This is a genomic window from Flavobacterium sp. FG68, assembly GCF_057808895.1.
On record NZ_JBMDIY010000011.1, the window covers coordinates 21,050 to 47,557 of the forward strand.

General features: G+C 34.2%; 24 protein-coding genes and 1 pseudogene. 17 read left to right on the forward strand and 8 right to left on the reverse strand.

The features are described 5' to 3' along the window. Positions 1-6: 6 nt before the first annotated feature. Positions 7-1,053, reverse strand: coding sequence for a ligase-associated DNA damage response exonuclease (locus tag ACODSB_RS08920; protein WP_488936783.1), 1,047 nt, complete (start codon positions 1,051-1,053; stop codon positions 7-9). Positions 1,054-1,245: 192 nt separating this feature from the next. Between ACODSB_RS08920 and pruA the strand changes: the two genes are divergently transcribed. Next, a complete protein-coding gene (gene pruA / locus ACODSB_RS08925; protein WP_180857464.1) occupies positions 1,246-2,871 on the forward strand; it encodes an L-glutamate gamma-semialdehyde dehydrogenase in 1,626 nt (541 codons plus the stop codon). 315 nt (positions 2,872-3,186) lie between these two features. Continuing rightward, positions 3,187-3,918, forward strand: coding sequence for a hypothetical protein (locus ACODSB_RS08930; protein ID WP_488936784.1), 732 nt, complete (start codon positions 3,187-3,189; stop codon positions 3,916-3,918). 72 nt (positions 3,919-3,990) lie between these two features. On the opposite strand, the gene rsmG is transcribed toward ACODSB_RS08930, so the two are convergent. After that, positions 3,991-4,620, reverse strand: a complete 630-nt coding sequence (rsmG, locus tag ACODSB_RS08935) for a 16S rRNA (guanine(527)-N(7))-methyltransferase RsmG (RefSeq protein ID WP_488936785.1) — start codon at positions 4,618-4,620, stop codon at positions 3,991-3,993. A 107-nt stretch (positions 4,621-4,727) separates the two neighbouring features. Here rsmG and ACODSB_RS08940 point away from each other — a divergent pair, with 107 nt between their 5' ends. After that, positions 4,728-5,825, forward strand: a complete 1,098-nt coding sequence (locus ACODSB_RS08940) for a fatty acid desaturase family protein (RefSeq protein WP_053472042.1) — start codon at positions 4,728-4,730, stop codon at positions 5,823-5,825. 72 nt (positions 5,826-5,897) lie between these two features. Next, entirely contained in the window at positions 5,898-7,088 is a 1,191-nt protein-coding gene (locus ACODSB_RS08945) for a pyridoxal phosphate-dependent aminotransferase (protein WP_073489133.1), read from the forward strand. A gap of 51 nt (positions 7,089-7,139) precedes the next feature. Here the strand turns inward: ACODSB_RS08945 and ACODSB_RS08950 are convergent, their stop codons facing one another. Beyond that, positions 7,140-8,198, reverse strand: a complete 1,059-nt coding sequence (locus ACODSB_RS08950; RefSeq protein ID WP_488936786.1) for a serine hydrolase domain-containing protein — start codon at positions 8,196-8,198, stop codon at positions 7,140-7,142. Positions 8,199-8,560: 362 nt separating this feature from the next. Between ACODSB_RS08950 and ACODSB_RS08955 the strand changes: the two genes are divergently transcribed. The 7 genes and pseudogenes from ACODSB_RS08955 to ACODSB_RS08985 all read left to right on the forward strand — a co-directional run bounded on the left by ACODSB_RS08955 (position 8,561) and on the right by ACODSB_RS08985 (position 15,098). Beyond that, the gene (locus tag ACODSB_RS08955; RefSeq protein ID WP_053472040.1) at positions 8,561-9,016 is read left to right on the forward strand and encodes a ferritin-like domain-containing protein; all 456 of its coding nucleotides are present in this window, start codon (positions 8,561-8,563) and stop codon (positions 9,014-9,016) included. Between the two features lie 119 nt (positions 9,017-9,135). Next, positions 9,136-9,726: a hypothetical protein gene (locus tag ACODSB_RS08960; protein WP_488936787.1), complete on the forward strand. Its 591-nt coding sequence runs from the start codon at positions 9,136-9,138 to the stop codon at positions 9,724-9,726. Between the two features lie 51 nt (positions 9,727-9,777). After that, positions 9,778-10,554 (forward strand): hypothetical protein, encoded by a 777-nt coding sequence (locus ACODSB_RS08965; protein WP_053472038.1) that lies wholly within the window; start codon positions 9,778-9,780, stop codon positions 10,552-10,554. Between the two features lie 146 nt (positions 10,555-10,700). After that, positions 10,701-12,575, forward strand: a complete 1,875-nt coding sequence (locus tag ACODSB_RS08970; protein ID WP_488936788.1) for a peptidase U32 family protein — start codon at positions 10,701-10,703, stop codon at positions 12,573-12,575. A 463-nt stretch (positions 12,576-13,038) separates the two neighbouring features. Beyond that, positions 13,039-14,202, forward strand: a pseudogene (purT, locus tag ACODSB_RS08975) (formate-dependent phosphoribosylglycinamide formyltransferase); the annotation flags it as partial. Between the two features lie 3 nt (positions 14,203-14,205). After that, positions 14,206-14,523: a DUF6370 family protein gene (locus tag ACODSB_RS08980; RefSeq protein ID WP_488936789.1), complete on the forward strand. Its 318-nt coding sequence runs from the start codon at positions 14,206-14,208 to the stop codon at positions 14,521-14,523. Beyond that, the gene (locus tag ACODSB_RS08985; protein WP_488936790.1) at positions 14,523-15,098 is read left to right on the forward strand and encodes a Crp/Fnr family transcriptional regulator; all 576 of its coding nucleotides are present in this window, start codon (positions 14,523-14,525) and stop codon (positions 15,096-15,098) included. Before ACODSB_RS08980 ends, ACODSB_RS08985 begins: the two co-directional genes overlap by 1 nt. A 198-nt stretch (positions 15,099-15,296) precedes the next feature. Here the strand turns inward: ACODSB_RS08985 and aceA are convergent, their stop codons facing one another. Continuing rightward, positions 15,297-16,577, reverse strand: coding sequence for an isocitrate lyase (aceA, locus tag ACODSB_RS08990; RefSeq protein WP_488936791.1), 1,281 nt, complete (start codon positions 16,575-16,577; stop codon positions 15,297-15,299). Between the two features lie 326 nt (positions 16,578-16,903). After that, complete coding sequence (gene aceB, locus ACODSB_RS08995) at positions 16,904-18,505, reverse strand: malate synthase A (protein ID WP_488936792.1); 1,602 nt, start codon at positions 18,503-18,505, stop codon at positions 16,904-16,906. A 197-nt stretch (positions 18,506-18,702) separates the two neighbouring features. Here aceB and ACODSB_RS09000 point away from each other — a divergent pair, with 197 nt between their 5' ends. The 4 genes from ACODSB_RS09000 (at position 18,703) to ACODSB_RS09015 (ending at position 22,351) form a co-directional block, all read left to right on the forward strand. Beyond that, complete coding sequence (locus tag ACODSB_RS09000; protein ID WP_488936793.1) at positions 18,703-20,184, forward strand: helix-turn-helix domain-containing protein; 1,482 nt, start codon at positions 18,703-18,705, stop codon at positions 20,182-20,184. 6 nt (positions 20,185-20,190) lie between these two features. Further along, complete coding sequence (locus ACODSB_RS09005) at positions 20,191-20,550, forward strand: hypothetical protein (RefSeq protein WP_053471583.1); 360 nt, start codon at positions 20,191-20,193, stop codon at positions 20,548-20,550. 393 nt (positions 20,551-20,943) lie between these two features. Further along, a complete protein-coding gene (locus ACODSB_RS09010; protein ID WP_488936794.1) occupies positions 20,944-21,660 on the forward strand; it encodes a pirin family protein in 717 nt (238 codons plus the stop codon). A 157-nt stretch (positions 21,661-21,817) separates the two neighbouring features. Then, the gene (locus tag ACODSB_RS09015) at positions 21,818-22,351 is read left to right on the forward strand and encodes a YceI family protein (protein WP_488936795.1); all 534 of its coding nucleotides are present in this window, start codon (positions 21,818-21,820) and stop codon (positions 22,349-22,351) included. Between the two features lie 273 nt (positions 22,352-22,624). On the opposite strand, the gene ACODSB_RS09020 is transcribed toward ACODSB_RS09015, so the two are convergent. Then, entirely contained in the window at positions 22,625-23,488 is an 864-nt protein-coding gene (locus tag ACODSB_RS09020) for a helix-turn-helix domain-containing protein (protein WP_488936796.1), read from the reverse strand. Positions 23,489-23,584: 96 nt separating this feature from the next. On the opposite strand from ACODSB_RS09020, the gene ACODSB_RS09025 reads away from it, so the two are divergent. Both ACODSB_RS09025 and fabD read left to right on the forward strand, forming a co-directional pair. Beyond that, the gene (locus tag ACODSB_RS09025; RefSeq protein WP_073489108.1) at positions 23,585-23,947 is read left to right on the forward strand and encodes a DUF983 domain-containing protein; all 363 of its coding nucleotides are present in this window, start codon (positions 23,585-23,587) and stop codon (positions 23,945-23,947) included. Positions 23,948-24,019: 72 nt separating this feature from the next. Next, complete coding sequence (fabD, locus tag ACODSB_RS09030) at positions 24,020-24,895, forward strand: ACP S-malonyltransferase (RefSeq protein WP_053471588.1); 876 nt, start codon at positions 24,020-24,022, stop codon at positions 24,893-24,895. A 91-nt stretch (positions 24,896-24,986) separates the two neighbouring features. Here fabD and ACODSB_RS09035 read toward each other — a convergent pair whose 3' ends face one another. Continuing rightward, a complete protein-coding gene (locus tag ACODSB_RS09035; RefSeq protein ID WP_488936797.1) occupies positions 24,987-25,304 on the reverse strand; it encodes a hypothetical protein in 318 nt (105 codons plus the stop codon). A gap of 236 nt (positions 25,305-25,540) precedes the next feature. Further along, positions 25,541-26,446: a DMT family transporter gene (locus ACODSB_RS09040; protein WP_053471591.1), complete on the reverse strand. Its 906-nt coding sequence runs from the start codon at positions 26,444-26,446 to the stop codon at positions 25,541-25,543. Positions 26,447-26,508 lie beyond the last annotated feature (62 nt).

The following is a 26,508-nucleotide window of genomic DNA, read 5'->3' on the forward strand; positions in this document are numbered from 1 at the left end:
TTACATTTAATTTTCAGAAATCGAAGTTTCATTTTGATCTACTTCTTTTTCATCTTTTTCCATTTCGGCGCTTTCGCCTTCATATTGTGTTTTTTCGGTTCTGGCATCGTAACCTAATTCCCTTAAATATTTGGCAAAAATATCAGTATAACCATGCGTACAAATTACTCTTTCTGCGCCGGTTGCTTTGACGCTTTCTAATAAAGAATGCCAGTCGCAGTGATCGCTTAAAACGAAACCCTTATCAATCGCACGTCTGCGTCTTGCACCTCTAAAGGCCATCCATCCGCTGGCTGAACCTGTTACAAAAGGCGTCATTTTTCTAATCCAGATACTTCCGTGTGCACTTGGCGGAGCGAGAACAATGTTTCCTAAAAGGGCTTCTCTTTTGGTTTCTCTGGTTATTAATTCAGTTGGTGGAAAATAAACCATTGGGCGTAAAACATTTGTCATGTTTTCGATTGCGCCGTGGGTGTATATTTTTCCAATATCGGTATCTAGGTATTTTAAAAGTCTTTGTGCTTTTCCTAAAGAATATCCAAACAGAATAGAAGTTCTGCCTTCTGCTTTATTTTCTGCCCACCAATTATTGATTTCTGTAATAACTTCGGCTTGTGGCGTCCAATTGAAAGCTGGAAGTCCGAAAGTACATTCGGTTATAAAAGTGTCGCATTTTACAACTTCATACGGAGTTGAAATTCCGTCGTCTTCCGTTTTATAATCTCCGGTAAAAACCCAGACTTCACCTTTGTGTTCTACTCTGATCTGAGAACTTCCAATAATATGTCCGGCAGGATGAAGGGAAAATTTTACATTATTGATTACAAAGGTTTCTCCCCATTCTTTTCCGGTAACATTTATTTCTCCCAAACGATGTCGGATTATGGGAATATTGGTATGATGTGTAATATAATTTTGATGTCCCCAGCGCGAGTGATCGGCATGTCCGTGTGTGATTATGGCGTTTTTTACAGGACGCCAAGGATCAAGATAAACATCTGCCTGCTGGCAGTAAATACCTTTGTCATTAAACGCTAAAAGGGGGATTTTCATAGTAATATATTTAAAAACATCTTTTCAGAAGTATCTCAAATTTAAACGTTTATAGAAAACTTCGTTTTACAACTTCACCTGATTAGTTTATTAAATTACAACTTTTTAATATTGTATTGTGATATAATCAAATTATCATTTGTACTTTTGTATAAAATTAAACAATTCGTAAATTTTAAAACAATTTATCCCATGTTAAAAGGATTCTTTCATGTACCAAAAGCGGTAAACGAACCTGTAAAAGGTTACGCACCGAACTCACCAGAAAAAGCAGCTGTTCAGGCAGCTTACACTACAATGTGGAACTCTCAAATTGATGTTCCTTTATATATTGGAAGTGAAGAAATCAAAACTGGAAACACAAGAAATATTACAGCTCCTCATGATCACAAACACGTAGTTGGAAAATATCATTTAGCTGAAAAACAACATATCGAAAAAGCAATTGCAAATGCTCTTGAATCAAGAAAAGCGTGGGCAAACATGGCATGGGAACAACGTGCTGCTATTTTCTTAAAAGCTGCTGAATTAATCGCTGGTCCTTACAGAGCACGTATTAATGCTGCAACTATGATTGGTCAATCTAAAAATATTCACCAGGCAGAAATTGATGCTTCTTGTGAATTAATTGACTTTTTACGTTACAATGTTGAGTTTATGACTCAAATCTACAACGATCAGCCAAAATCTGATTCTACTGTTTGGAACCGTTTAGAATACAGACCTCTTGAAGGCTTTGTTTACGCTATTACTCCTTTTAACTTTACTGCTATTGCTGCAAATCTTCCTGCAAGTGCTGCAATGATGGGTAACGTTGTGGTTTGGAAACCAAGTGACAGTCAGGTATTTTCTGCAAAAGTTATTATTGATGTTTTCAAAGAAGCTGGAGTTCCAGACGGCGTTATCAACGTTGTTTTTGGAGATGCTTTAATGATTACAGATACTGTTTTAGCTAGCCGCGATTTTGCTGGTGTTCACTTTACAGGTTCAACTCACGTATTTAAAGATATCTGGGCTAAAATTGGAGCAAACATTCACCATTACAAAACGTATCCAAGAATCGTTGGTGAAACTGGTGGTAAAGATTTTATCATTGCACACCCAAGCGCAAACGTAAAACAAGTTGTTACGGGTATCACTCGTGGAGCTTTTGAATTTCAAGGTCAAAAATGTTCTGCAGCTTCAAGAGCTTATATTCCGCAAAGTTTATGGCCGGCTGTAAAAGAACAATTAATTACTGATGTAAAATCTATGAAAATGGGTTCTCCGGAAGATTTCGGAAACTTTATCACAGCAGTTATTCACGAAGGTTCTTTTGACAAATTAGCCAGTTATATTGATCAGGCTAAAAAAGATGCTGATGCTGAAATCATCATTGGTGGAAATTACGATAAATCAGTTGGATACTTTATTGAGCCAACAGTTATTGTAACTACAAACCCAAAATATACTACAATGGAAACCGAATTATTCGGACCAGTAATCACGATTTATGTTTACGAAGATGCTAAATGGGAAGAAGCTTTAGAATTAGTTGATACTACTTCTGAATACGCTTTAACCGGAGCGGTTTTCAGCCAGGATCGTTATGCTATTGAAGTAGCTACTACGAAATTGCAAAATGCTGCCGGTAACTTCTACATTAATGATAAACCAACCGGAGCAGTTGTTGGAATGCAGCCATTTGGTGGTGCAAGAGCTTCTGGAACTAACGATAAAGCAGGTTCTGCATTGAACTTATTACGTTGGGCTTCTCCAAGAACTATTAAAGAAACTTTTGTAACTCCTGAAGATTACAGATACCCTTTCTTAGGTTAATTTTTTGTTTCAAGTTTCAGGTTTCAAGTTTGTGACCTGTCAGTATAAAAAAGCCGAATCTTTTTCAAGATTCGGCTTTTTCTGTTTAGATACTTTATGATAAAAGTTATTATTAAAGCTGTATGAGTCTTATATACAAGACAATTTTAAAAATTGTAGTACTTTTCTTATATATCTAATTATCAACAACATACGCTGTGAAAAAAACATATTTTGATATTTTAAAAACTTCTTGTTCCATTCTAAAAAGACACATCACTCTAAATTTGTCCCTGTAAAAAATTACAAGTTATACAAGATAAACAACTAAAAAATATGAGAAATTTAAACAATGTTCCACAGGTAATTTCAGAAGCAAAAAGTATTGGACATCCTATTAATTTTAAATGGACAAAAAAGAAAATAGATCAGCTATTAGATCCTATTGAAGGCAATGATGCATTAGAGTGTGTATTAATGCAAATTAACCATAAAGCGTCTGTAGGTTTAACTGCCGCTTTATTAGAATGGGTTTATTGGCGTTTTACAGGTTATACACAATTTACGCAAGACACACAAAAACGTATTGAAGCACTTTGGTGCTCGATTAACGATCGTGAGCAAACAAATCCTTTATTATTTGACTGCGATCTTGATATACCTGCTAATAGTTTAGTAAACGGGGCTTTATGGATCGCTCTAATGAATGTGAGAATGGTCGATGTAAAATACAGAAAAGGATCTTATCTGCTTCAAAGCGAACTTGTAGGTCTGACCTTATTAGCCCGACACGTAACTCCAAAAAAGAAAACATTTGATAAATGGTTCGAGAAAACAATTGCCGAACTAATTCGTTTATATCCTTGCCAATACAGCTATGATAATCTTGATGAAACTGATGAAGCAGTTTATGATTCTTCAAACGAACCGGTTTTATGCAGAGAATTGTTCTTTGATACTGAGTTTAAATACTCTGTAGAAGCATCAGAAAATGCTATTCATAACTTTATTGATAATTTAGACATAAAAGCAAATCCTTTTCTGGATTTTTCCAGGAGAGCATCTTAGTAGTAGAAACTATTAATTCAAAAAATAACCCGAAAAGAAATTCTTTACGGGTTATTTATCTTTATGTATAACTTAGGGTTTAAATTTTAAAGGAAGATGAACCACTTTTTTAGTTTCAAAAAATTCGTCATCGAATATTGCTGCCAAGTCATATAGACTCGCATTTGGAAAATCTTTTAATTCTTCGGTCAGGTCGCCGCCCTTTAAATATAAAATTCCATTTTTTAAAGTATGCTTATGCTGTTTTTTAATTTTATCATGAATCCACGAAACAAAATCCGGCATATTGGTTACGGCACGGCTTACGATAAAATCGAAATCGCCTTTTACCAATTCAGCACGTTTTTGTTCTGCTTTTACGTTCTTTAATTCTAATGCATCAACAACACCCTGAACTACTTTTATCTTTTTAGCAATAACATCAATTAAATAAAAACGGGTTTCCGGGAAAAGAATCGCTAGCGGAATGCCGGGAAAACCGCCGCCGGTTCCAACATCCAGAACTGTTGCTCCGGGTTCGAACTTCATGATTTTAGCAATTCCTAAAGAATGCAAAATGTGTTTTGTATATAAGGAATCAATGTCTTTACGCGAAATCACATTGATTTTTTCATTCCAATCGTGGTATAAAAAGTCTAATTTTTGAAATTGTTCTATTTGAAGATCGGTCAAATCAGGAAAATATTTCAATATCTCATCCATTGCAGTAAATTTTTAACAAAAGTACTACTTTACGATTGAAATATTTAACTCAATTTTGCAAATTGAGAATTTATAATAATTACCTTTGAAAACTATTTAAAACAATTATGAATAACACTGCTCCAACTTTTGCTAGGCAAGACAATCTGAAGTTTTTCAGAACACTTAACTCACGGGTAAACAATTACTTTAAGGAGAATAACATTCAGAAAACAGGAAACTGGAAGTTACACTTAAAAGCCGTTATTCTATTCGCCGTTTTTTTAACTCCTTATTTTTTGATCCTTACATTAAATATGCCTTTTTGGGTAATGCTGCTTTTATCAATCGTCATTGGCGTAGGTATGGCAGGCGTTGGAATGAACGTAATGCACGATGGCAATCACGGTTCATACTCTAACAAAAGCTGGATTAATAAATTCATGGGCGGAACTATTTATGTTCTTGCCGGAAACGTTTACAACTGGCAGGTTCAGCACAATGTGCTTCACCATACTTATACTAATATTCCCGGACACGATGAAGATCTGGATGCCGGAAGGATTATTCGTTTTACAGAACATGCAGAATGGCATAGTTTTCACCGTTTTCAACATTATTACTCTGTTTTCTTATACGGATTATTAACTTTCAATTGGGCTATTACTACTGATTTTAAGCAAATGAGAAATTATCTTAAAAGAAAATTATCTTACGGTGAACCAAAAAGCCCAAAAATTCTTTGGACAACTTTAATTATTACAAAAGTAATCTACATCTCAATCTGGATTGTTTTACCAATACTTATTGGAATTACCTGGTGGAAAGTGCTTTTAGGATTTTTCGTAATGCACTACACAGCCGGATTAATCTTAAGTGTTGTATTTCAATTAGCACACGTTGTTGATCACACTACAAATCCATCTCCAAATGAATTAGGAGAAATGGACAATACATGGGCAGTTCACCAACTGTATACCACAACTAATTTTGCACCAAAAAATGCAATCGTAAACTGGTACACTGGCGGATTAAACCACCAAATCGAACATCATATTTTTCCAAATATCAGTCACATTCACTATGGCAAAATTGCAAAAATCGTAAAGGAAACTGCAAAAGAATGTAATTTACCATATTACGAATACAAAACAATGAGAAGTGCTATTGCAGCTCACTTCAAACATTTGCGTGACTTAGGAATGAAACCTGAATTATCTGTTTAAACTAAAAAAAATCTATTAATAATTAACCATCCTTAAATAGCGCAACAATTAAGGACATTCAAAATTTTTATAATGAACCATATTCTTTCGGACAGAATCAACAATCTTGCGACTTCGCAGACATTGGCAATGGCAGCTTTAGCTCGCGAATTAAAAGCACAAGGAAAAGACATTATCAGTTTAAGTTTGGGTGAACCAGATTTTAATACACCAGACTTTATTAAAGAAGCTGCAAAAAAAGCAATCGACGATAATTACAGTACATATTCTCCTGTTGATGGATATCAGGATTTAAAAGAAGCTATCTGCAGAAAATTTAAAAGAGACAATGATTTAGAGTATAAACCATCTCAAATCGTAGTTTCTACAGGAGCAAAACAATCTTTATACAACATTGCACAAGTAATGTTAAACGATGGTGACGAAGTTATTTTACCAGCACCATACTGGGTTTCTTATTTCGAAATCGTAAAACTTTCTGGCGGAGTTCCGGTTGAAGTTCCAACATCTGTAGAAACAGATTTCAAAATTACTCCAGAGCAATTAGAAGCTGCAATTACACCAAAAACAAAAATGATGTGGTTCTCTTCTCCATGTAATCCTTCTGGATCTGTTTACAGCAGAGAAGAATTAACAGCGCTTGCAAAAGTTTTAGAAAAACACCCAAATATTTACGTAGTTGCCGATGAGATTTATGAGCACATCAATTTCTCAGGAACTTTCTGCAGTATCGGTTCTATCCCGGGAATGTTAGAAAAAACAATTACTGTAAACGGAGTTGCAAAAGCATTTGCAATGACAGGATACAGAATTGGATATATTGGAGCTCCGGAATTTATCGCAAAAGCGTGTACAAAAATTCAGGGACAAGTAACATCTGGAGCAAATTCTGTGGCACAACGTGCTACAATTACTGCAGTAGATGCTGACCCAAAAGTATTAAACGAAATGGTTCAGGCTTTCCACGGTCGTAGAGATTTAGTTGTAGGATTATTAAAAGAAATCCCGGGAGTAAAAATCAACGTTCCAGAAGGTGCATTTTATGTATTCCCAGACGTTTCTTCTTTCTTCGGCAAAACATTAAAAGGAACTGAAATCAAAGATGCAAACGACGTTTCAATGTATCTTTTGGCAGAAGCAAACGTTGCAACAGTAACTGGAGACGCTTTCGGAAATCCAAACTGTATTCGTTTCTCTTATGCAACAAGCAACGATATTTTAAAAGAAGCATTACGCAGAATCAAAGAAGCTTTGACTGTATAATTAGCTATAATATAAAGTAAAAAGGGTGTTTTAAAAACACCCTTTTTTTGTTTAGTCAATTAAAAGGGCAGCAATATCTTTTGTAATTGAAGTTGGAGAATTACATTCACAATTACTCAAACCAACTACATAAATTTGTTCTGTTGATTCATAAACTCCCATAGATTTAAAACCGAAAATACTTCCGCCATGTTCACGGATTATTTTGTTTTTCACTTTTTCTAAATGCCAGCCGTATCCATAATCTATATTCGTCCCGTTATTTAGTTTATAATTCGTAAAAGCTTTTTCTGTATAAACTGGATTTAATAATATATTGGTATTTATTGCATTTTGCCATTTCAGCAAATCATCAACATTGGACATTATCGATCCCGAAGCATACGGAATAGAAAAACTAATATAATTTGCATTTATATAACCATTCTTGTCACGATAACCAGAAATCCTGTTTTTAATAATTTTATCATGGCTTACATAATAACTGTTTTCCATTCCTATTTTCTTAAAAATATTTTGGGTTATGAATTCCTCATAAGTCTGCCCAGACACAATTTCAATAATATAACCTAAAAGTACATAGCCTGAATTGCAATACTTATATTGTTCGCCAGGTTTAAAATCAACAGGTTCATTCTTAAAAAAATCTACTAATTCTTTAGGCGACAAATCCCGTCTTGCAATATCTTTAATCGATTTCATACTCGTAAAATCTTTTATTCCTGATGTATGCGTCAGCAAATGATGCAGTGTAATGACATTTCCATTCGTTGGATAATCAGGAATGAACTTCGTAATTTCATCATCAAGCTTCAGTTTTCCCTGTTCAGCAAGCATTAAAACAGAAACAGCCGTAAATTGTTTGGTCATCGAACCAATTTCAAAAACAAATTCAGGTTTCATTTTAATATTCATTTCTAAATCAGCCATTCCAAAAGCTTTTCTATACACTACTTTCCCTTTCTTAACTGCAAGAAAAACAGCTCCTGGGTTTTCAGGTTTAAACTTTGAAGTAATTAAACTATCTATTTTAGTTTCTAAATTCTGAGCCGACAAACCCGAACAAGCCATTATAAACAGAACAATAAACGATTTTAAGATTGTTTTCATTTTGTGATGATTTAGTTTGATTGATAAAGCTTTGACGGCATCAATCAATTAAAGGTTACAAAAAATAAGTTTCTATAATTTTTGGGCGTGCCCCTCCGGGTCGGGCTATCCGTTACAAGTCCTCGTCTCGTCAAAAGACGAGACTGCGGGCTTTTCACTACTATCCCTCACGCAAAACGGAAACGACACAATTCATTTTCAAAAGAAAAAATCAGCTGAATCTGCTAAATCTGCGAGAACAAAAAAATAAACTTTCAAAATTCCCATTCCACAATATTGTAAAACACCACATATAATCCTGTAAAACATAACACTTTATAAATCGCCAACTTTGTAATGTATTAATTTAAAAACTATTAGTCATGATACATACAGATGAAACCACAAAAGAAACAGTGAAAACTTTAGAAGGATTAATTTCAATTCTTGAAGATGGAAAACTAGGATATACAAACGCTGCAGAGCATGTAGAAAATTTAGCCATTAAAGCTGATTTTCTTGAATATGCTCGTGAAAGAGCTTTATTTATTGTAGAATTACAAGACGAAATCAATAAACTTGGAAAATCAACAGATACATCAGGCGGCGGACCACTAGGAGCTTTACACAGAACTTGGATTGATATCAAATCATCTTTCACAGGTGGTGATACCGAAGCTATTATAAATGCTTGTATTACCGGAGAAGAAGCTGCTATCGAAAAATATAAAAAAGCGCTCGAAGAAAATGAATTAGAACACAGTCAGGTTTTTATTGTTTCAAAACAATTAAACAGCATTCAAAATACTTTATCGCAAATTAAAATGAAAGCAAGCTAATCGATTGGTTCATGCTTTTTTAAAACCGCCTGGTCTTCGGATTGGGTGGTTTTTTTTATATATAAAATTGAAAAATAAAACTTATTTTCGCCGGTGCCAAATTAATAAATCAAAAAATTATGACCTTAAGTTTACGTGGTTTTATAACCATTTTATTTTTCATCTTATTTTCGTCTTATTCAAAAGCCCAAACAAAAGGCAATTCTATTAAAGCATCTATAGGTTTTGGATCCAGCGCTTCTTATTACATCGAAGATTATGGAAGCCAGGAAGAAGTAGATGTTATGGGAGGCGGCCTCTATCTTCAAGGTGAATATATTATAGGGTTAAAATCATGGTTTAGCGTAAGACCTTATGCTGGTGCCATTTTTGAATCTGTAGACAAAGATCAAAATATACAAAACCAACCTCAGTATAAAGTAACAACTAATGCTTTTTTACTGGGAGGAAAAGTTCGCATTTGTGCACCTATTCCATGGGTCGCTCCATTTATTGAAGGTGGTATTGGAACTTCGATAGGTAAATTCCAAACATTTACACCCAACGTTAATTTTAATAAAAGCGATGTATTGCTGCATATTCCATTTAGTATTGGATTGGCAGTAGGCAGACATAACAATTTTGAAATTGGTATTTCCGGCTACTTTCATCCGGCTGCAAAACAGTCAACAGCAGTGTTTGCATTAGGGTATAACTTTCCATTAGATTAATCATATATAAACACGAGTTAAAAATTTATCGTTATTTTTTATAATTAAATTATGAAAAGGCATCTCACTATTATTACTTTTTTCTTAACTATTATTATCTATTCACAAAGCACTTTAAGTGCTTTAAATTTCAGGAAAAATGATAATTTTCATTCACCAAAATTAGTTTCAGAAACCACAACATATACTACTTTTTATAATTCAAATAACACAATTGAGCATACAAAAGAAATAACTTCATACAATTCTCAAAATAATGAAATAACAGAACTTAGATATGATAATGACGATAACTTAAAACAGCGACTTATCAGAATTTATGATAGTACAGGGACTCAATGTATTGGAAGGAAGCTTGAAAATTGGCACAGATATCTAGGACATACTGTCGAAACTGCATCATACAATTTCGATTCGAATGGTTATTTAATAAATGTTACTGATAAGGATCAAAATGGAAATATTTTTCGAAAAACAGATATAACAAATAATGAAAAAGGAGATCCTCTTGAACTTATAGGATATTTAAAAGATAAAATTGTTGGAGTAGAAAAAAGCAAATATGATTACGAAAAAAATGAAGTAACTATTGAGTATTATAACAGTAATGATGAACTCATTAGTTCCCAAACAACTATTATTGATTCACATAAAATTAATTCGGAAAATATTGTAAACGAATATGGGGATATAGTTAAATCTCCAACCTATGAAATGGAAATTAAATATGATAAATTTGGTAACTGGATTAAAAAAAAGTATTCACAAATTAAAAATGGAAGACTTATAAAAAAATCAGAAACATCTAGAACTATTAAATATCTTTAATATTTTTTTTATCTCTTTAAGCAGCATCATTCCATATTAAGTTAACAAATTCAAAAAAATCCCTTCATCATTAGCAAACTCAAATAATTTATAAGACCTTTGCACACTTTTTTTCGGGAATACCACAAAAGTCTAAAGTTTTAGAAATGAAGAAGAAAATCGAAATATTAGCTCCTGCTAAAGATTTAATTGGAGGAATGGCAGCCATAAACAGTGGTGCTGATGCAGTATATATTGGTGCACCACAATTTGGTGCACGTTCTAATGCCAACAACTCTATTGAAGATGTTGCTGCTTTAGTACAATATGCGCATTTATTTAATGCTCAGGTTTTTGTCGTTATGAATACCATTTTATACGACAATGAATTAGAGACTTGTCGCCAAATGATTTGGGAATTATACGAAATTGGTGTTGATGCCCTGATTATTCAGGATATGGCGATTATGGAAATGGAGCTTCCTCCTATCGTACTTCACGCAAGTACACAAGCCAATAATCGTGATGCCGATAAAATTAAATTCCTTAAAGATGCCGGAATTAAACGTGTTGTTTTGGCTCGTGAGTTAAACCTGCATCAAATTAAAACGATCTATGACCACGCAGATGTTGAATTAGAATTTTTCGTAACCGGAGCTTTATGCGTTTCTTTTAGCGGAAACTGTTATATGAGTGTGGCAAACGGAGAACGCAGCGCCAACCGTGGTTCTTGCGCACAAAACTGCCGTTTACCTTATAACTTAATCGACGGAAACGGAGAAACTTTAATCAAAAACAGCCACTTACTTTCAATAAAGGATTTAGATATTTCAGATCAAATTCCGAATTTGATTGAAGCTGGAATCGTTTCCTTTAAAATTGAAGGACGATTGAAAGATGTGGTTTACGTAAAAAACAACGTTTCTTATTTACGTCAAAAACTAGACAGCTTTTTAGAAGGCGAAGGAAGTGAAAAATATAGGAAAGCTTCTTCCGGAACTTGTACTTATACTTTTGATTCTTCTTTAAGCAGAACCTTTAATCGTGGTTATACAGACTATTTCGTAAACGAAAGACACAGCTCAATTGGTTCTTGGGAAAGCCCAAAATCAAAAGGACAATATATTGGTAAATTAATCAGAACGGTTGGAAACGCTTACGAAATCGAAAACGGTGAATTATTAAATAACGGTGACGGACTTTGTTTCATCAACGAAAATAACGAAGCCGACGGAATTTACGTAAACAAAGCCGAAAACGGAAAAATTTACCCGAACGTTCTAAAAGAAGTAAAAGACGGAACTTTCATCTACAGAAATAACGACGCCGCTTTCATCAAAATTGTAGAAAGAGAAGATAGCGCTGTTCGTAAATTAAGTACAACTCTATTACTTACTGAAACTGAAAATGGTTTCGAATTAATCGCAACAGACGAAGACGGAAACGTAAGCATAGTTAATTTAGAACATGCTAAAGAGCAGACAAAAACTGGCGAATCAATAGAAGAAAACATTAAAACACAATTGGCAAAAACAGGTTTCACACCTTATACTGCTGATGAAATTAACATTATGTTTTCTCAAAACTGGTTCCTTCCTATTTCAAAAATCAACGAAATGCGAAGAACAGTTTACGATCAGTTGACTGAAATTCGTTTGGCAAATTACAAACGTGAAGAACACCAAATGGTAAAAACCTCGCATCCCTATCCTGAAACGAAACTTGATTTCATGTACAACGTTTCGAACAAAACCGCTCGTAAATTCTACGAACGTCACGGTGTAACCGAAATCGAAAAAGCATTCGAATTACAATGGGATCCAGGAAAATCTCGTGTAATGACAACGAAATATTGCATCAAATACGAATTAAAAAAATGCCCGATACACCAAAAAGATATAGTGGGTATCAAGGTAAAAGAGCCATTAGTATTGAAACAAGGCGAACTTGAATACAAACTAAAATTCAACTGCAAACCCTGCGAAATGGAAATCTGGGAAAAAGATGCCGAATTCGAAATTGAAGAAGATCATTTTCATTGATTTTACCGCAAAGATTCACAAAGAAATACACAAAGGTTCGCAAAGATTAATCTAAAATCTTTGCGAACCTTTTTCTTTTTTTATCCTGCTATTTGCCTCAATCTTGTCATTTCGAGGAACGAGAAATCTTTGCAAGTAGCTCCGTTCCAATAAGTCAATCTTTGTCGAGCTTCTCGCGAAGATTTCTCGTTCCTCGAAATGACAAACTGCATGGTTACTTTATCTAAAAATTAAATCACAATCTGTCCAATCTCCAAAATCTGCGTGAGATACTTTGCGAACCTTCGCCTTCTTCCTTAACATCAATACTGTGCGTTCTTTGCGTAATTCTTTGCGAACTTTACGGTTAAACCTAGATTACGTAGACGCACTGCAGTGCGTCTCTACACCAATCCATGCGAATAGGCTTTGCGGTTAAAAACATTTTTCGCTACTTTTACTACTCCATTATTTACAAAATTCCAAAATGAAAATACTACTCCTAGGTTCAGGTGAATTAGGCAAAGAATTTGTCATTGCCGCCCAACGAATCGGACAAACCATAATTGCAGTTGATAGTTACGAAAATGCCCCAGCCATGCAAGTCGCACACGGCTTTGAAGTCATCAATATGCTCGACGGCGAAGCGCTTGACCGAATCGTAGCCAAACATAAACCGGACTTTATAGTTCCAGAAATAGAAGCCATTCGTACCGAACGTTTCTACGATTATGAAAAACAAGGAATCACTGTTGTTCCTTCAGCAAAAGCGGCAAACTTTACTATGAACCGTAAAGCAATTCGTGATTTAGCCGCAAAAGAATTAGGCTTAAAAACAGCCAAATATCAATACGCAACTTCAGCTGAAGAACTGCAAAAAGCGGTTCAGGAAGTTGGAATTCCGTGTGTCGTAAATCCTTTAATGTCTTCATCTGGAAAAGGACAATCGACTATAAAAACAGAAAGCGATATCGAAAAAGCCTGGCAATATGCCGTTGCGGGTTCGCGTGGTGATGTTATAGAAGTTATTGTAGAAGCCTTTGTCAATTTTGATTCGGAAATTACGCTTTTAACGATTACACAAAATAACAATCCAACTTTGTTTTGCGCTCCAATTGGTCACAGACAAGAACGCGGCGATTATCAGGAAAGCTGGCAGCCGGCACAGGTTTCTGAAGCTGATTTATACGAAGCTCAGGATATGGCTGAAAAAATTACAGAAGCACTTGGCGGAGCTGGACTTTTTGGTGTTGAATTTTTCCTAACAAAAGAAGGCGTTTATTTCTCAGAACTTTCTCCTCGTCCGCATGATACCGGAATGGTAACTTTATCAGGAACGCAGAATTTTAATGAATTTGAATTGCACTTAAGAGCGATTTTAAGCCTTCCAATTTTTGAAATTACTTTAGAAAAAGCCGGAGCAAGTGCCGTAATTTTAGCATCAGAAGATTCTACAAATCCAACTTTTACCGGAATCGAAAAAGTCGCTGCTTTACCAAAAACTGATTTCAGGATTTTTGGCAAACCAACTTCAAGACCGTATCGCCGAATGGGAGTTGTTTTAGCTCAGGATTCTTTATCAACTCCAATCGAAAAAGTAACCGAACGCGCCAAAGAAACGGCAAAATTAATAACTGTAAATTCTTAAAAAATGAAAAAACTTATATTCGTACTTTTCCTGTTTGTTGGAATTGCAACTCAGGCTCAATCTAAAAAAGTAATCGATAAACCAACCATTGTAGAAGCTTCTTGTGGAGAATGTCAATTTGGGATGAAAGGTAAAAGCTGTGATTTAGCGGTTCGCATTGATGGAAAAACCTATTTCGTTGACGGAACAACCATTCACGATCACGGAGACGCACATGCCGAAGATGGATTTTGCAATGCCATCAGAAAAGCTTCTGTAACCGGAACAATCGAAAAAAATCGTTTTAAAGCGACTTCATTCACTCTAGTAAACGAAAAATAATGACATTAATTCTTGAAAATATTGCCAAACATGTTTCTTTGACACCAGAGGAACAAGCACTTTTTTTATCTAAACTAGAAACGAATACTTATAAAGCCAAAACGATTTTATTGAATGCCGGCGAAGTCTGTAAACATTCTTATTTTGTAAACTCAGGAATTTTAAGAAGTTTCAATATCAATGATAATATAGTTGAACATGTTTTATCTTTTGCCTGCGAAGGCTGGTGGATGAGCGACATGTACAGTTATTTTTCGCAAAAACCGGGACAGCTTTTTATTGAAGTTCTGGAAGAAGCCGAAGTTGTTTCTTTATCCAAAGAAAATCAGGAACAATTGTATCTTGAAATTCCAAAATTGGAACGCTTTTTTAGAATTTTAATTGAAAACTCATTAGTGGCCAATCAACAACGATTAATGGACAATTTAAGTTTACCTGCCGAAGAACGTTTTGAAAAATTCACTAAGAAATACGGAACATTAGTTCACAAAGTTCCTCAAAAACAAATCGCTTCTTTCATTGGAGTAACACCGGAATTTTTCAGCAAAATGAAAGCTCGACTTTTGAAGAAATAAGTTTTTTTTTGCCACAGATTAAAAGGATTAAAAAAATGTTGCCACGAATTACACAAATTTCCACGAATTTTATTTTAATTTTTAAATCAATTAATTCGTGGAAATTTGTGTAATTCGTGGCTAAAAAAAATCACTTTAATCTGTGAAATCTGTGGCAAAAAAAACAAAGCCAGTTCATCGAACTGGCTTTTCTTTGAATTAAAATTGCTCAACCTCAGTAGAATGTTTCATTGCTGTAATAGAAGATCTTCCTATCATAACCGTATTTTGAACCGCATCAAAATAAGAAGTACCTACAAAAGCCTGATGTTTTACTGCTCTGAATCCGTTTTTCTGTAACGCAAATTCACGTTCCTGTAATTCAGAATATCCTGCCATTCCGCGCTCTTTATACGCTTTCGATAATTCAAACATACTCGTGTTCAAAGCATGGAATCCTGCCAAAGTAATGAACTGGAATTTATATCCCATTGCTGCTAAATCTTCTCTAAATGTTTCCATTTCAGCAACCGTTAATTTTGCTGCCCAATTAAAAGATGGAGAACAATTGTAGGCCAGCATTTTATCAGGGAATTCTTTTTTCATAGCTGTTGCAAACTTTCTCGCAAATTCTAAATCCGGATTATTGGTTTCCATCCAAATTAAATCGGCGTAAGGAGCATAACTCAACCCTCTTGCAATTCCCTGCTCGATTCCGTTCTTCACATAAAAGAAACCTTCCGCAGTTTTTTCTCCGGTTAAAAACTTTCTATCTCTTGGGTCTGCGTCGCTCGTTAATAAATTTGCCGCATCTGCATCTGTTCTGGCAACAATTAAAGTCGAAACCCCCATAACATCTGCAGCCAAACGTGCCGCAATTAATTTATTGATTGCTTCCTGAGTTGGAACCAAAACTTTTCCACCCAAATGGCCACACTTTTTAGCAGAACTTAATTGATCTTCAAAATGAACTCCAGAAGCTCCTGCTTCAATCATTGATTTCATTAATTCGAAAGCATTTAAGTTTCCTCCAAAGCCCGCTTCAGCATCAGCTACAATAGGAACTAAATAATCTTTTTTATCTTCAATTTTATTTACAGTCTGAATCTGATCAGCACGCAATAAAGCATTGTTGATCTTTTTTACCACCATCGGAACGCTGTTTACCGGATAAAGCGATTGGTCAGGATACATTTCTCCCGCCAGGTTTGCATCAGCAGCAACCTGCCATCCGCTTAAATAAATCGCTTCTAAACCCGCATCGACTTCCTGAATCGCCTGATTTCCAGTCAACGCTCCCAAACCAGCTACATAATCCTGACTTTTTAACTTTTTCCATAATTTTTGCGCTCCCATTTTAGCAATAGAGTGCTCAATATGATATGAACCCTGAAGTTCAACTACTTCACTAGCAGTATAAGGGCGTTCAACACCTTTCCATCTTGGGTTCGTTATCCAATCGTTAATCAATTCCTGAATTCTGTCTTCTGTTGTTTTCATAAGTATAGTTTAAGTGGTTAGTAAAGTTTTCAGTCTCAGTTATCAGTAATCAGTTTTAACTGGACTTATTTTTTTAACACATAGAAACATAGTTATACTTTGTGGTTAAAGGCGTTTCACTTGTTTCAATGCACATAGCTATGTGTGAAAAACTAGTTTTTTCTTTTCCCTTTTTAAAGAAAAATTAAAATCTATGTTTCTATGTGTTTAAATAATTTAATACTGAATTTTATCTGCCTGATCTGCTAAATCTGCGTGAAAAAATTATTCGCTCGCAGATTTGGCAGATTGAGCTGATTTAATTTATATATTCTGTGTCTAAAAAATCACAAGTATTTGTAACATGGAATCGTTAAGAAATCAACGAAATCAGTATTTCCTACTAATCTTTCCAATACTTTTTCAGCCAATGGAAATTGTTGTTTTTCGTGATTTTCTTCTCCTAATTCCTCTTTGATTTTTCTGAATTCATCTAAAGCCAATTCATGATAATAAGCCAAATCTAATTTTCGACCATTATCTAAAAGCACTTTATTCTGAAGCCATTGCCACAATTGCGATCTCGAAATTTCGGCTGTTGCAGCGTCTTCCATCAAATTATGCAATGCCGCGGCGCCTTGTCCGTTCAGCCATGAAGCCAGATACAAAACTCCAACATTGATATTTTTTCGAACGCCATTTTCAGTAATGATTCCAATTGGCGGTTCAATCAAATCCGCTTCTGTAATTTTTCGATGTTCTCTTTTTATATGAATTTGATTTGGAGTCGGCATTCCTTTATCAAAAATTTCTTTTGCCAGCGCAACCAAATCCGGATGAGCAACCCAGGTTCCGTCGTGTCCGTTTTTAACTTCACGCTCTTTATCGGTTTTTACTTTTGCGAAAGCGACTGTATTGGCTTCTTCATTATTTTTAATCGGAATCTGCGCTGCCATTCCGCCAATCGCATGAATTCCGCGTTTATGACATCTTTGAATAACCAAATTTGAATACGCATTCATAAAAGGAGAAGTCATATTTACCTGATCACGATCCGGAACGATGAATCTTGGATTTTTTCTAAACTTTTTGATGTAGGAAAAAATATAATCCCAACGCCCGCAGTTCAAACCAACAATATGTTCTTTCAATTCGTAAATAATTTCATCCAGCTGAAAACTTGCCGTTATGGTTTCAATTAAAACCGTCACTTTTATCGTTCCTCTTTTCAGTTTTAGATAATCCTCGGTAAAATCAATTACATTATTCCACCAGCGTGCTTCCAAATAATGTTCTAATTTCGGAATGTAGAAATACGGTCCTGAATTGTTTTCTAAAAGTCGTTTATGATTATGAAAAACATACAATCCAAAATCTACCAAAGAACCCGAAACCTCATTTCCTTCAATTAAAAGATGCTTTTCCGGCAAATGCAAACCTCTTGGACGAACAATTAGTGTTGCAATTTTTTCATTTAAATGATAGGACTTTTGTTTTACCAAATCGGTATAGGTAATTGTTTTGTTGACTGCATCGATCAGATTCACTTGCCCGTCCATAAGATTTTGCCAGGTTGGCGAAGTGCTGTCTTCAAAATCGGCCATAAAAGTTTTCGCTCCTGAGTTCAATGCATTGATAATCATTTTCCGATCAACCGGACCTGTAATCTCTACTCTTCTGTCCAATAAATCTTTTGGAGTTTCGGCAGCTGTCCAATTACCCTCTCTGATATTCTTCGTTTCCGGAATAAAAGTCGGCATGATTCCCTGATCAAAAGTGACTTGTTTTTGGTCGCGCTGTAAAAGCAATAGTTTTCGCTGTGATTCGAATTTTCTATGCAATTCAGTCATAAAAACAATCGCTTCTTCTGTCCAGATTTTTGGGTAACGAAGCTTCTTTTCGGCTAAAAATTCCATTGCCGTTTCGGTAATTTCAATTTGGTTTTTCATAGCTGTGGTTTTTAATTTTCATTAGAAACAATTGAGTCGTTTGTTTGTTTTTTAAAACACCAAAACATAACAATCTGATATCTAATAATTTCTACACCACAATATTAGAAAAAAGTTTTTTACAAAACAAGCGAACGTTCGCTAAATATTAAAAATAATTTTTTGGCGATTATTTTTAGAATAACTATATTTGGTTCATGGATATCGAAAAAGACTATATAAAGCTGATCTTCGGACTAAAATTGAAGCAAGTTCGCACCCAAAAAAATCTGTCTCTTTTTGGCTTGGCTAAACTGACAAATCTTTCAAAATCGTATTTAAACGAGATTGAAAAGGGAAAAAAATATCCAAAAACAGATAAAATTTTACTTTTATGCGAACATTTGGATGTGACTTACGACCAAATGGTGTCTTTAAAACTTGATAATAATCTCGCTCCGATTGGCGAAATTTTGAAATCAGGAATCTTAAAAGAAATTCCGCTGGAACTTTTCGGAATTCAGGAAGCTGATTTAATTGATATTATTGCCAACGCTCCTGCAAAAGTCAATGCGTTTATTAGTACGATTATCGAAATTGCACAACATTACAATTTAAGCCGCGAAAGTTTCTTTTTGGCCGCTTTGCGTTCGTATCAGGAAGCACACAGTAATTATTTTGAAGATTTAGAAGAAAAAGTAATTGCGTTTTCGAAGTCATTTCAAATTAATCTTGATTCTAAAATCAGCACTGAAGAATTAGAAGATATTCTAAAAGAAGAATACGAATACAATATAAAAGAAATTGCTTTTACAGATCAGGAAGCTTTAGACGATTTACGTTCGATTTATGTTCCAAAAAGTAAAACATTATTACTTTCTACAGAACTCGATGCTCCGCAGAAAGCTTTTATTTTAGCCAAAGAAATTGCTTATAATTATTTAAAGATTTCAGATCGATTATTAACTTTCAGCTGGATTAAGTTTGAAAATTTCGATCAGGTTTTGCACAACTTTTATGCCTCATATTTTGCCGGTGCTTTATTATTACCGAGAAAATTAGTGGTTGACAAAATCAATTCTTTTTTGGAAAATGAAAACCCAAAACCAGAAGAATTTGTAGCGTTAATAGAAAGTTTTGAAGTTTCGCCTGAATCTTTTTATCAGCGATTAACTAATTTATTACCGAAAGATTTTCAGTTAAAGAATCTTTTCTTTTTAAGATTATCACACCGAGTGGATTCTGATGTTTATCAAATCAATAAGGAATTACATATTACGCACCAGCAGGAACCACATGCTAACGAAACCAACGAGCATTATTGCAGAAGATGGGTTTCAGTTAAAACAATAGATGAAGCCATCAAACAAAATAAATCTCATTTTTTTGATGCACAAATATCCAGTTACGCCAATAGCGGAAACGAATATTTAGTTTTTTCATCGGCGACAAAAGATCCTTTTGCAGAAAATTATATTCGAAGTATTTCTGTCGGCATCTTAATTAATCCAACGATGAAAAAGAAATTCAAATTCATTGAAGGCAAACCTTTAGTGAAACGAATTGTTGGTGTAACTTGTGAGACTTGTGCCGTAAAAGATTGTCTGGAAAGAGCTGCGCCGCCAATTGTTTTAGAAAGAAAAAAACGCCATGAGAATACAGATGCTGTTGTACAGCAGTTTATTAATCAATTTAGTTAGAATCCTATGAAATATTTCGCTTTAATAATAATATTCCTTTCTATTAACTTCAATCAGAAAACAGATAAACTTAACGGTCGCTATAATTATTTAATTGAAGAAAACGATTCGTATATTCAAAAAGATAAAATTACTTTTAATGATAGTGTTTTCAAATTTGACAACAAGTATTTACCGAAAGGAACAATTTCTTATGGCAACAAAATACTATTGGATAATTTTATTAATACGGATTTAATTATAAGTATTTCAAAAGATCAAATTACAAAAGACACTATTCTATTTAATATGCATGATAAGCAAAGTTCGTCTGCAAATTATCTTGATGAAGTGGTTGGAAAAGGAAAATTGATTAGAATTAAATAATTCAGGCTTTAACTGACTTCAACATAACACCAATCTTTTGTCGAGCCACTTGCGAAGAATGGATTAAAATCCATCCCTACAATATGTTTTGTTCCTTCGGAACGTTATCCCTTTACACCTATCCAACTTCTGAAAATTAAATTTCTAGTATAGCCCCGATAGAAGTGAAAATCCTTTTGTGTCTCGTTTCTTCAACGAGACACAAAAGATTGCAACGGATAGCGGGACTGAACGTCTTTTGAAAACCAAAATGTCTGCTCCAGAAAAAAACCTTTGAACCTCTGCAACTCTGAACCATTGAACCTCTCAGAAAAACTTCTTAATCTAGGTTAAGTGCGTTTCCTTGACCTTGGCGGTATCTTTGTACTATAAAATTACAAAACACACAAGATCATGGAAAATATAATATTGCACAAAGCAGAAACAAGAGGAAATGCAAATCACGGATGGCTAAATGCTTATCACAGTTTTAGTTTTGCGAGCTGGTACAATCCGGACAGAATTCAGTTTGGAGCGCTTCGTGTTTTGAATGACGATACAATTGCTGGCGGAATGGGATTTGGAACGCATCCGCACGATAATATGGAAATTATTACGATTCCGTTAGAAGGAGATTTGGCTCACAAAGACAGTATGGGAAATACTGAAATCATCAAAAATGGTGATATTCAGGTAATGAGCGCCGGAACTGGAGTTCAGCATAGTGAGTTTAACCCGAATGCAGATCAACAAACTAAATTATTGCAAATCTGGTTGTTTCCAAATAAAAGAAACGTTACGCCACGTTACCAACAAATTACTTTAGATGTTGCGGACAGACATAATAAATTGTCTCAGATTTTATCTCCAAATGCTGATGATGAAGGAGTTTGGATTCATCAAGACGCTTGGTTTAATATGGGAAATTTTGACTCAGGAGTAACGACTGAATATAAAATTAAAAAAGAAGGAAACGGAGTTTATGCTTTCGTTTTAAAAGGAAATGTTACGATCAATGGGCAGGAATTAAACACTCGTGATGCCGTTGGAATTTCAGGAACTGATATCTTAAACATAAAAGCAAATACAGATGCTGAATTTTTATTGATGGATGTTCCGATGAATTATTAATTCAATGCAATTTTTCAAACAATAAAAACAAAACAAACTGGGAATCAAATATTTATTTCGTCTTCATTTCTTAATCTAGGTTAAGTGCCAAACGAAGACAACCGAAGTAACTTTGTCCTATCAAAATGAAATAAATTAATATTTAAAAAATAAAATTATGACAACTACAAAATGGTCAATTGACCCAACACATTCAGAAATTGGTTTTAAAGTTAAACACATGATGTTTACAAATGTTTCAGGTAAATTTGGAACTTACGACGCTACAATTACTACAGACGGAGACAACTTCGAAAATGCTCAAATTGAATTTTCTGCTGATATTGCTTCAGTAGATACTGCAAACGCAGACAGAGACGGACATTTAAGAAGCGGTGATTTCTTTGATGCTGAGAATCATCCAAAATTAACTTTCAAAGCTACTTCTTTCAAAAAAATCAATGAAGGAAGCTATGAAATTACTGGAGATTTAAGCATTAAAGGTGTTTCTAAAAGCGTAAGTTTTCCTGTAGAATACAGCGGAATCCTAACTGATCCTTGGGGAAATACAAAAGTAGGTTTAAGCATTGAAGGAAAAATTAATCGTAAAGATTGGGGTTTAAACTGGAACTCAGCTCTTGAAACCGGAGGTGTTTTAGTTGGCGAAGAAGTAAAATTAAACATTGAGTTACAATTTGTAAAACAGGCTTAATACTTTATAATAGGTTTTAATTTGGTTGGTTAAAAAGCCTGCACTTTTTCTCGGGAGTGCAGGCTTTTTTTTGGGGTTTGCCACGAATTACACTAATTTTCACAAATTATTTTTTTGCCACAGATTAAAAGGATTTTCACAGATTATTTATTCTCACAATACAGGGAAAAAAATCTTTTTTAATCTTTATAATCTGTGGCAGAAAAAGAACATTTTCAGTTTTGAAAGAAAAAAATTCGTGGAAATTAGTGTAATTCGTGGCAAACTTAAAACTTATCGCACTGTATTTCGAAATTCTGTTGGTGATAATCCTGTTTGTTTTTTGAAGAATCGGGAGAAATAGGAGTAATCTTCGTAGCCTACTTTAAAGGCTATTTCGTTTACTGCTAATTGTTTGTCGATCAGCATTCTTTTTATTTCTAGGATTACACGATCTGTGATAACTTCTGTGGCTGTTTTTTGCAGAATTTCATTGCAGATTCTGTTTAAATGCTTTAATGTAATATTTAATTTTTCTGCGTAGAAAGAGGGTAATTTTTCAGTTCTGAAATATTCTTCTAAAAGCGATTCAAACTTATTGATTTTGATATTGTACGAATGCGTTTGATGTGAATAGGTTTCACCATACTTACGCGCAACTTCGATATGAATTGAATCTAATAAATTCAGCATTTTATCCAGCTGATATTTATTATTCTGATTGTTTTCCTGTATCAGTAAATCAAAATAAGGCTGGATTTTCGGGATTTCCTTTTCCTCAAAAACCATTTCCGGTCGGTTATGGATCGAATGATAAAAATTATATTCGTTGATATTTTTTTGTCCGAAATACAAGTTGTACAATTCCTGCGAAAAGATAATCACAAAACCTTCAACATCTTTAGATAAACTCCAATGATGCATTTGTCCGGGCTGAAGCACAAATAAACTTCCTCTTTTAATTTCGAATTGGTCAAAATCGACTTCGTGCTGTCCGGAACCTTTTGTAAAAAATACCATTAAATACGAATCATGGCGATGCGGTTCTTCGACAAAACTGTGGCTTTTTAAATGCTCTGTAAAAGTATTGACGTAAAAATCGCGATGAATATCATTGCAGCTAAAATTCTGAACGCTGTAAATGGGATATTTTTTCATAACAAATGTCTTTATTGTGCTAGAATAAGCGAAGATACTAAAAAGGCTTTTATCCTGCTCTGAATTACCTTTGTATAAATAAAAAACATCAAAGTCATGTCAAATTCATTAACTCATATTTTAAGCAACGAATGTCCTGTTTGTCATAAAGGGAAAGTATTTACAGACAGAAATATTTTTTTATCTTTTGGTCTTCCAAAAATGAATGAATATTGTAGCCATTGTAATTACAAGTTCCAAAAAGAGCCTGGTTATTTCTTTGGTGCGATGTATGTAAACTACGGATTAACAGTTGCTCAGGGAATTGCAACATATTGTGTTGCTCAGTTTTTCTTTGAGACAAATTTCGATTTAAGAATTATTCCAATCATCGCTGTTGTCATTACTTTACTTACTTCTTTCAATCTTAGATTTTCAAGATTAGCATGGATTTACATGTTTAAGGATTATACGAAATAAAAAAATAGTACTTTTGCCTTCCAATTGAAACTAATTTTCAATTTTAAAAAAAGTAAAAATTAAATTAGACAAATGAAAGCATACGTATTTCCAGGTCAGGGCGCACAGTTTACAGGAATGGGCAAAGACCTATATGAAAACTCGGCTTTAGCCAAAGAATTATTCGAAAAAGCCAATGAAATTTTAGGTTTTAGAATTACAGATATCATGTTCGAAGGTACAGCCGAAGAACTAAAAGAAACTAAAGTTACACAGCCGGCAGTATTTTTACATTCTGTTATTTTAGCTAAAACTTTAGGCGAAGATTTTAAACCAGAAATGGTTGCAGGACATTCTTTAGGAGAATTCTCTGCACTGGTTGCTAACGGAACTTTATCTTTTGAAGATGGTCTTAAATTAGTTTCTCAACGTGCTCTTGCTATGCAAAAAGCCTGCGAAATTACTCCATCCACAATGGCCGCAGTTTTAGGTTTAGCTGATAATATTGTGGAAGAAGTTTGTGCTTCTATCGACGGTGTTGTAGTTGCAGCAAATTATAACTGTCCTGGACAATTAGTTATTTCTGGAGAAACTTCAGCAGTTGAAAAAGCTTGTGAAGCAATGAAAGCTGCGGGAGCAAAACGTGCTTTAATTTTACCTGTTGGTGGTGCATTCCACTCACCAATGATGGAACCGGCAAGAGAAGAATTAGCGGCAGCGATTGAAGCAACTACATTCTCTACTCCTATCTGCCCAGTATATCAAAACGTAACTGCAAATGCAGTTTCTGATGCAAACGAAATTAAAAAGAATTTAATCATTCAACTGACTGCTCCTGTAAAATGGACACAATCTGTACAGCAAATGATCGCTGACGGTGCTACTTTGTTCACTGAAGTTGGTCCAGGAAAAGTATTAGCTGGTTTGATTAATAAAATTGATAAAGAAGCGGTTACTGCTAACGCATAATTAGTGTTCAGTATTCAGTTTTTAGTGATCAGTTAAAAACTATACTCATAAAAAAATCCTCATGAACTAATTGTTTATGAGGATTTTGTTTTTATAGCTCTTTTGCTTCTTCTGTATAATTATTTGTAATTCCTGTTATTATATAATTCCGATCTGTTTTCTCAAAGAAAATATACCAAATTGTTCTTGCATTTGATTTATAAAAAATATAATTCGAACCTAAATATTGAAGTGATTTTGGAGTTTTCTTGGGAGGAAAAGTAGAAGTACTCGAAATAATAAAATCAACTATTTTATCGATATAATTCTGAGCGGATTCATGAAAACCGAAATACTCTTCTTTAAAAAGTGAATAAACTAAATTATCAAAATATTCAAGAACTGCTTTTTCAAAAATTATTTTTTCCAAGGATAAGCCTTTATTCTTTTAGACATTTCAGCTTTAAACTCCTCCGGTGTTAACCCTCTTGCAAACTCGGCATCAAAATCAAAAGTGTCAGGGTCTATGCCTTTAAATTTCGGTTTCTGAATCTCGTATTCAGTGCAGGTTCTTCAACCTTATTCTTCTTTTTATTTTCTTCTTCCGAATTCATAATTCCTACATTTTTTATTCTTACAAATTTACAAAATAAACTGAATCAAAACTTATAAAGCTTTCTTTTCCTTCTTCTTATAATTGACAATAAAAACGCCAAGAATAATCAGCGCAGTAGCAATAATAAAATCAATTGTAATAACTTCGTCTAAAAGCAACCAACCCAGAAAAACTGCAATTATCGTATTTATATAAGCTAAAATAGAAACTTGAACTGCTGTAACATGTTTTAAAGCATAACTATAACTAAAAAAAGCAATTACTGATCCGAAAATCGACAAATACAAAGCCGCAAAAATACTTCTGGAAGTCCACGAACTAAAATCAGGATTTGGCGAAAAAATTGAAGCCAAAACCAACTGAATACAAGACGCAGATGTAAATTGATAAAACAAATTAAGTACAATATTGTTTGATTTATTGGCGTGTGTTTTGGTGTAAATTGTTCCAATGGCCCAAGCTAAAATCGCAAATCCCATAAACATCATTCCAGTTCTATAATCAGCATCTAAAAACGACCCAAGTCCGTCTTTGAATATAAAAACAACTCCCGAAAACCCAATTAATACTCCAACAAAACCTTTAAAGCTCATTTTTTGCAAACCCACTAAAATGCTTCCAAGAAATATCAATATTGGAGATAACGCACTTATTACAGATGCCAATCCGCTTGGTAATGTCTTTTCTGCAATTGTGGTAAAACCATTTGCAATTACAATCATCAAAACCGAAGGAATAAGTTGTTGTTTAAAACTCTGCCAACCAATCCATTTTAATTCTTTTTTGAATAATAAAATAGTCATCATAATCAATCCAGCCAATCCTTGACGAATTGAAGTAACAAACCAAGGCGGAATAGTCTCAACCGCAACCCTGATTCCTAAAAATGTCGTACCCCAGATAATTCCAACAGCTGCCAGAGCAAAAATCAATTTATAATCTAAACTTTGTTTCATAATAATCAGCATCTAAAAAAAAATCCCAAACTATATTGCTATAATTTGGGATCTTAAAATTT

What these genes read in the sequence shown, in the direction of transcription:
- ACODSB_RS08920 (WP_488936783.1), bottom strand. Translation starts at nt 1,053, where the DNA reads ATGAAAATCCCCCTTTTAGCGTTTAATGACAAAGGTATTTACTGCCAG.
- pruA (WP_180857464.1), top strand. Translation starts at nt 1,246, where the DNA reads ATGTTAAAAGGATTCTTTCATGTACCAAAAGCGGTAAACGAACCTGTA.
- ACODSB_RS08930 (WP_488936784.1), top strand. Translation starts at nt 3,187, where the DNA reads ATGAGAAATTTAAACAATGTTCCACAGGTAATTTCAGAAGCAAAAAGT.
- rsmG (WP_488936785.1), bottom strand. Translation starts at nt 4,620, where the DNA reads ATGGATGAGATATTGAAATATTTTCCTGATTTGACCGATCTTCAAATA.
- ACODSB_RS08940 (WP_053472042.1), top strand. Translation starts at nt 4,728, where the DNA reads ATGAATAACACTGCTCCAACTTTTGCTAGGCAAGACAATCTGAAGTTT.
- ACODSB_RS08945 (WP_073489133.1), top strand. Translation starts at nt 5,898, where the DNA reads ATGAACCATATTCTTTCGGACAGAATCAACAATCTTGCGACTTCGCAG.
- ACODSB_RS08950 (WP_488936786.1), bottom strand. Translation starts at nt 8,198, where the DNA reads ATGAAAACAATCTTAAAATCGTTTATTGTTCTGTTTATAATGGCTTGT.
- ACODSB_RS08955 (WP_053472040.1), top strand. Translation starts at nt 8,561, where the DNA reads ATGATACATACAGATGAAACCACAAAAGAAACAGTGAAAACTTTAGAA.
- ACODSB_RS08960 (WP_488936787.1), top strand. Translation starts at nt 9,136, where the DNA reads ATGACCTTAAGTTTACGTGGTTTTATAACCATTTTATTTTTCATCTTA.
- ACODSB_RS08965 (WP_053472038.1), top strand. Translation starts at nt 9,778, where the DNA reads ATGAAAAGGCATCTCACTATTATTACTTTTTTCTTAACTATTATTATC.
- ACODSB_RS08970 (WP_488936788.1), top strand. Translation starts at nt 10,701, where the DNA reads ATGAAGAAGAAAATCGAAATATTAGCTCCTGCTAAAGATTTAATTGGA.
- ACODSB_RS08980 (WP_488936789.1), top strand. Translation starts at nt 14,206, where the DNA reads ATGAAAAAACTTATATTCGTACTTTTCCTGTTTGTTGGAATTGCAACT.
- ACODSB_RS08985 (WP_488936790.1), top strand. Translation starts at nt 14,523, where the DNA reads ATGACATTAATTCTTGAAAATATTGCCAAACATGTTTCTTTGACACCA.
- aceA (WP_488936791.1), bottom strand. Translation starts at nt 16,577, where the DNA reads ATGAAAACAACAGAAGACAGAATTCAGGAATTGATTAACGATTGGATA.
- aceB (WP_488936792.1), bottom strand. Translation starts at nt 18,505, where the DNA reads ATGAAAAACCAAATTGAAATTACCGAAACGGCAATGGAATTTTTAGCC.
- ACODSB_RS09000 (WP_488936793.1), top strand. Translation starts at nt 18,703, where the DNA reads ATGGATATCGAAAAAGACTATATAAAGCTGATCTTCGGACTAAAATTG.
- ACODSB_RS09005 (WP_053471583.1), top strand. Translation starts at nt 20,191, where the DNA reads ATGAAATATTTCGCTTTAATAATAATATTCCTTTCTATTAACTTCAAT.
- ACODSB_RS09010 (WP_488936794.1), top strand. Translation starts at nt 20,944, where the DNA reads ATGGAAAATATAATATTGCACAAAGCAGAAACAAGAGGAAATGCAAAT.
- ACODSB_RS09015 (WP_488936795.1), top strand. Translation starts at nt 21,818, where the DNA reads ATGACAACTACAAAATGGTCAATTGACCCAACACATTCAGAAATTGGT.
- ACODSB_RS09020 (WP_488936796.1), bottom strand. Translation starts at nt 23,488, where the DNA reads ATGAAAAAATATCCCATTTACAGCGTTCAGAATTTTAGCTGCAATGAT.
- ACODSB_RS09025 (WP_073489108.1), top strand. Translation starts at nt 23,585, where the DNA reads ATGTCAAATTCATTAACTCATATTTTAAGCAACGAATGTCCTGTTTGT.
- fabD (WP_053471588.1), top strand. Translation starts at nt 24,020, where the DNA reads ATGAAAGCATACGTATTTCCAGGTCAGGGCGCACAGTTTACAGGAATG.
- ACODSB_RS09040 (WP_053471591.1), bottom strand. Translation starts at nt 26,446, where the DNA reads ATGAAACAAAGTTTAGATTATAAATTGATTTTTGCTCTGGCAGCTGTT.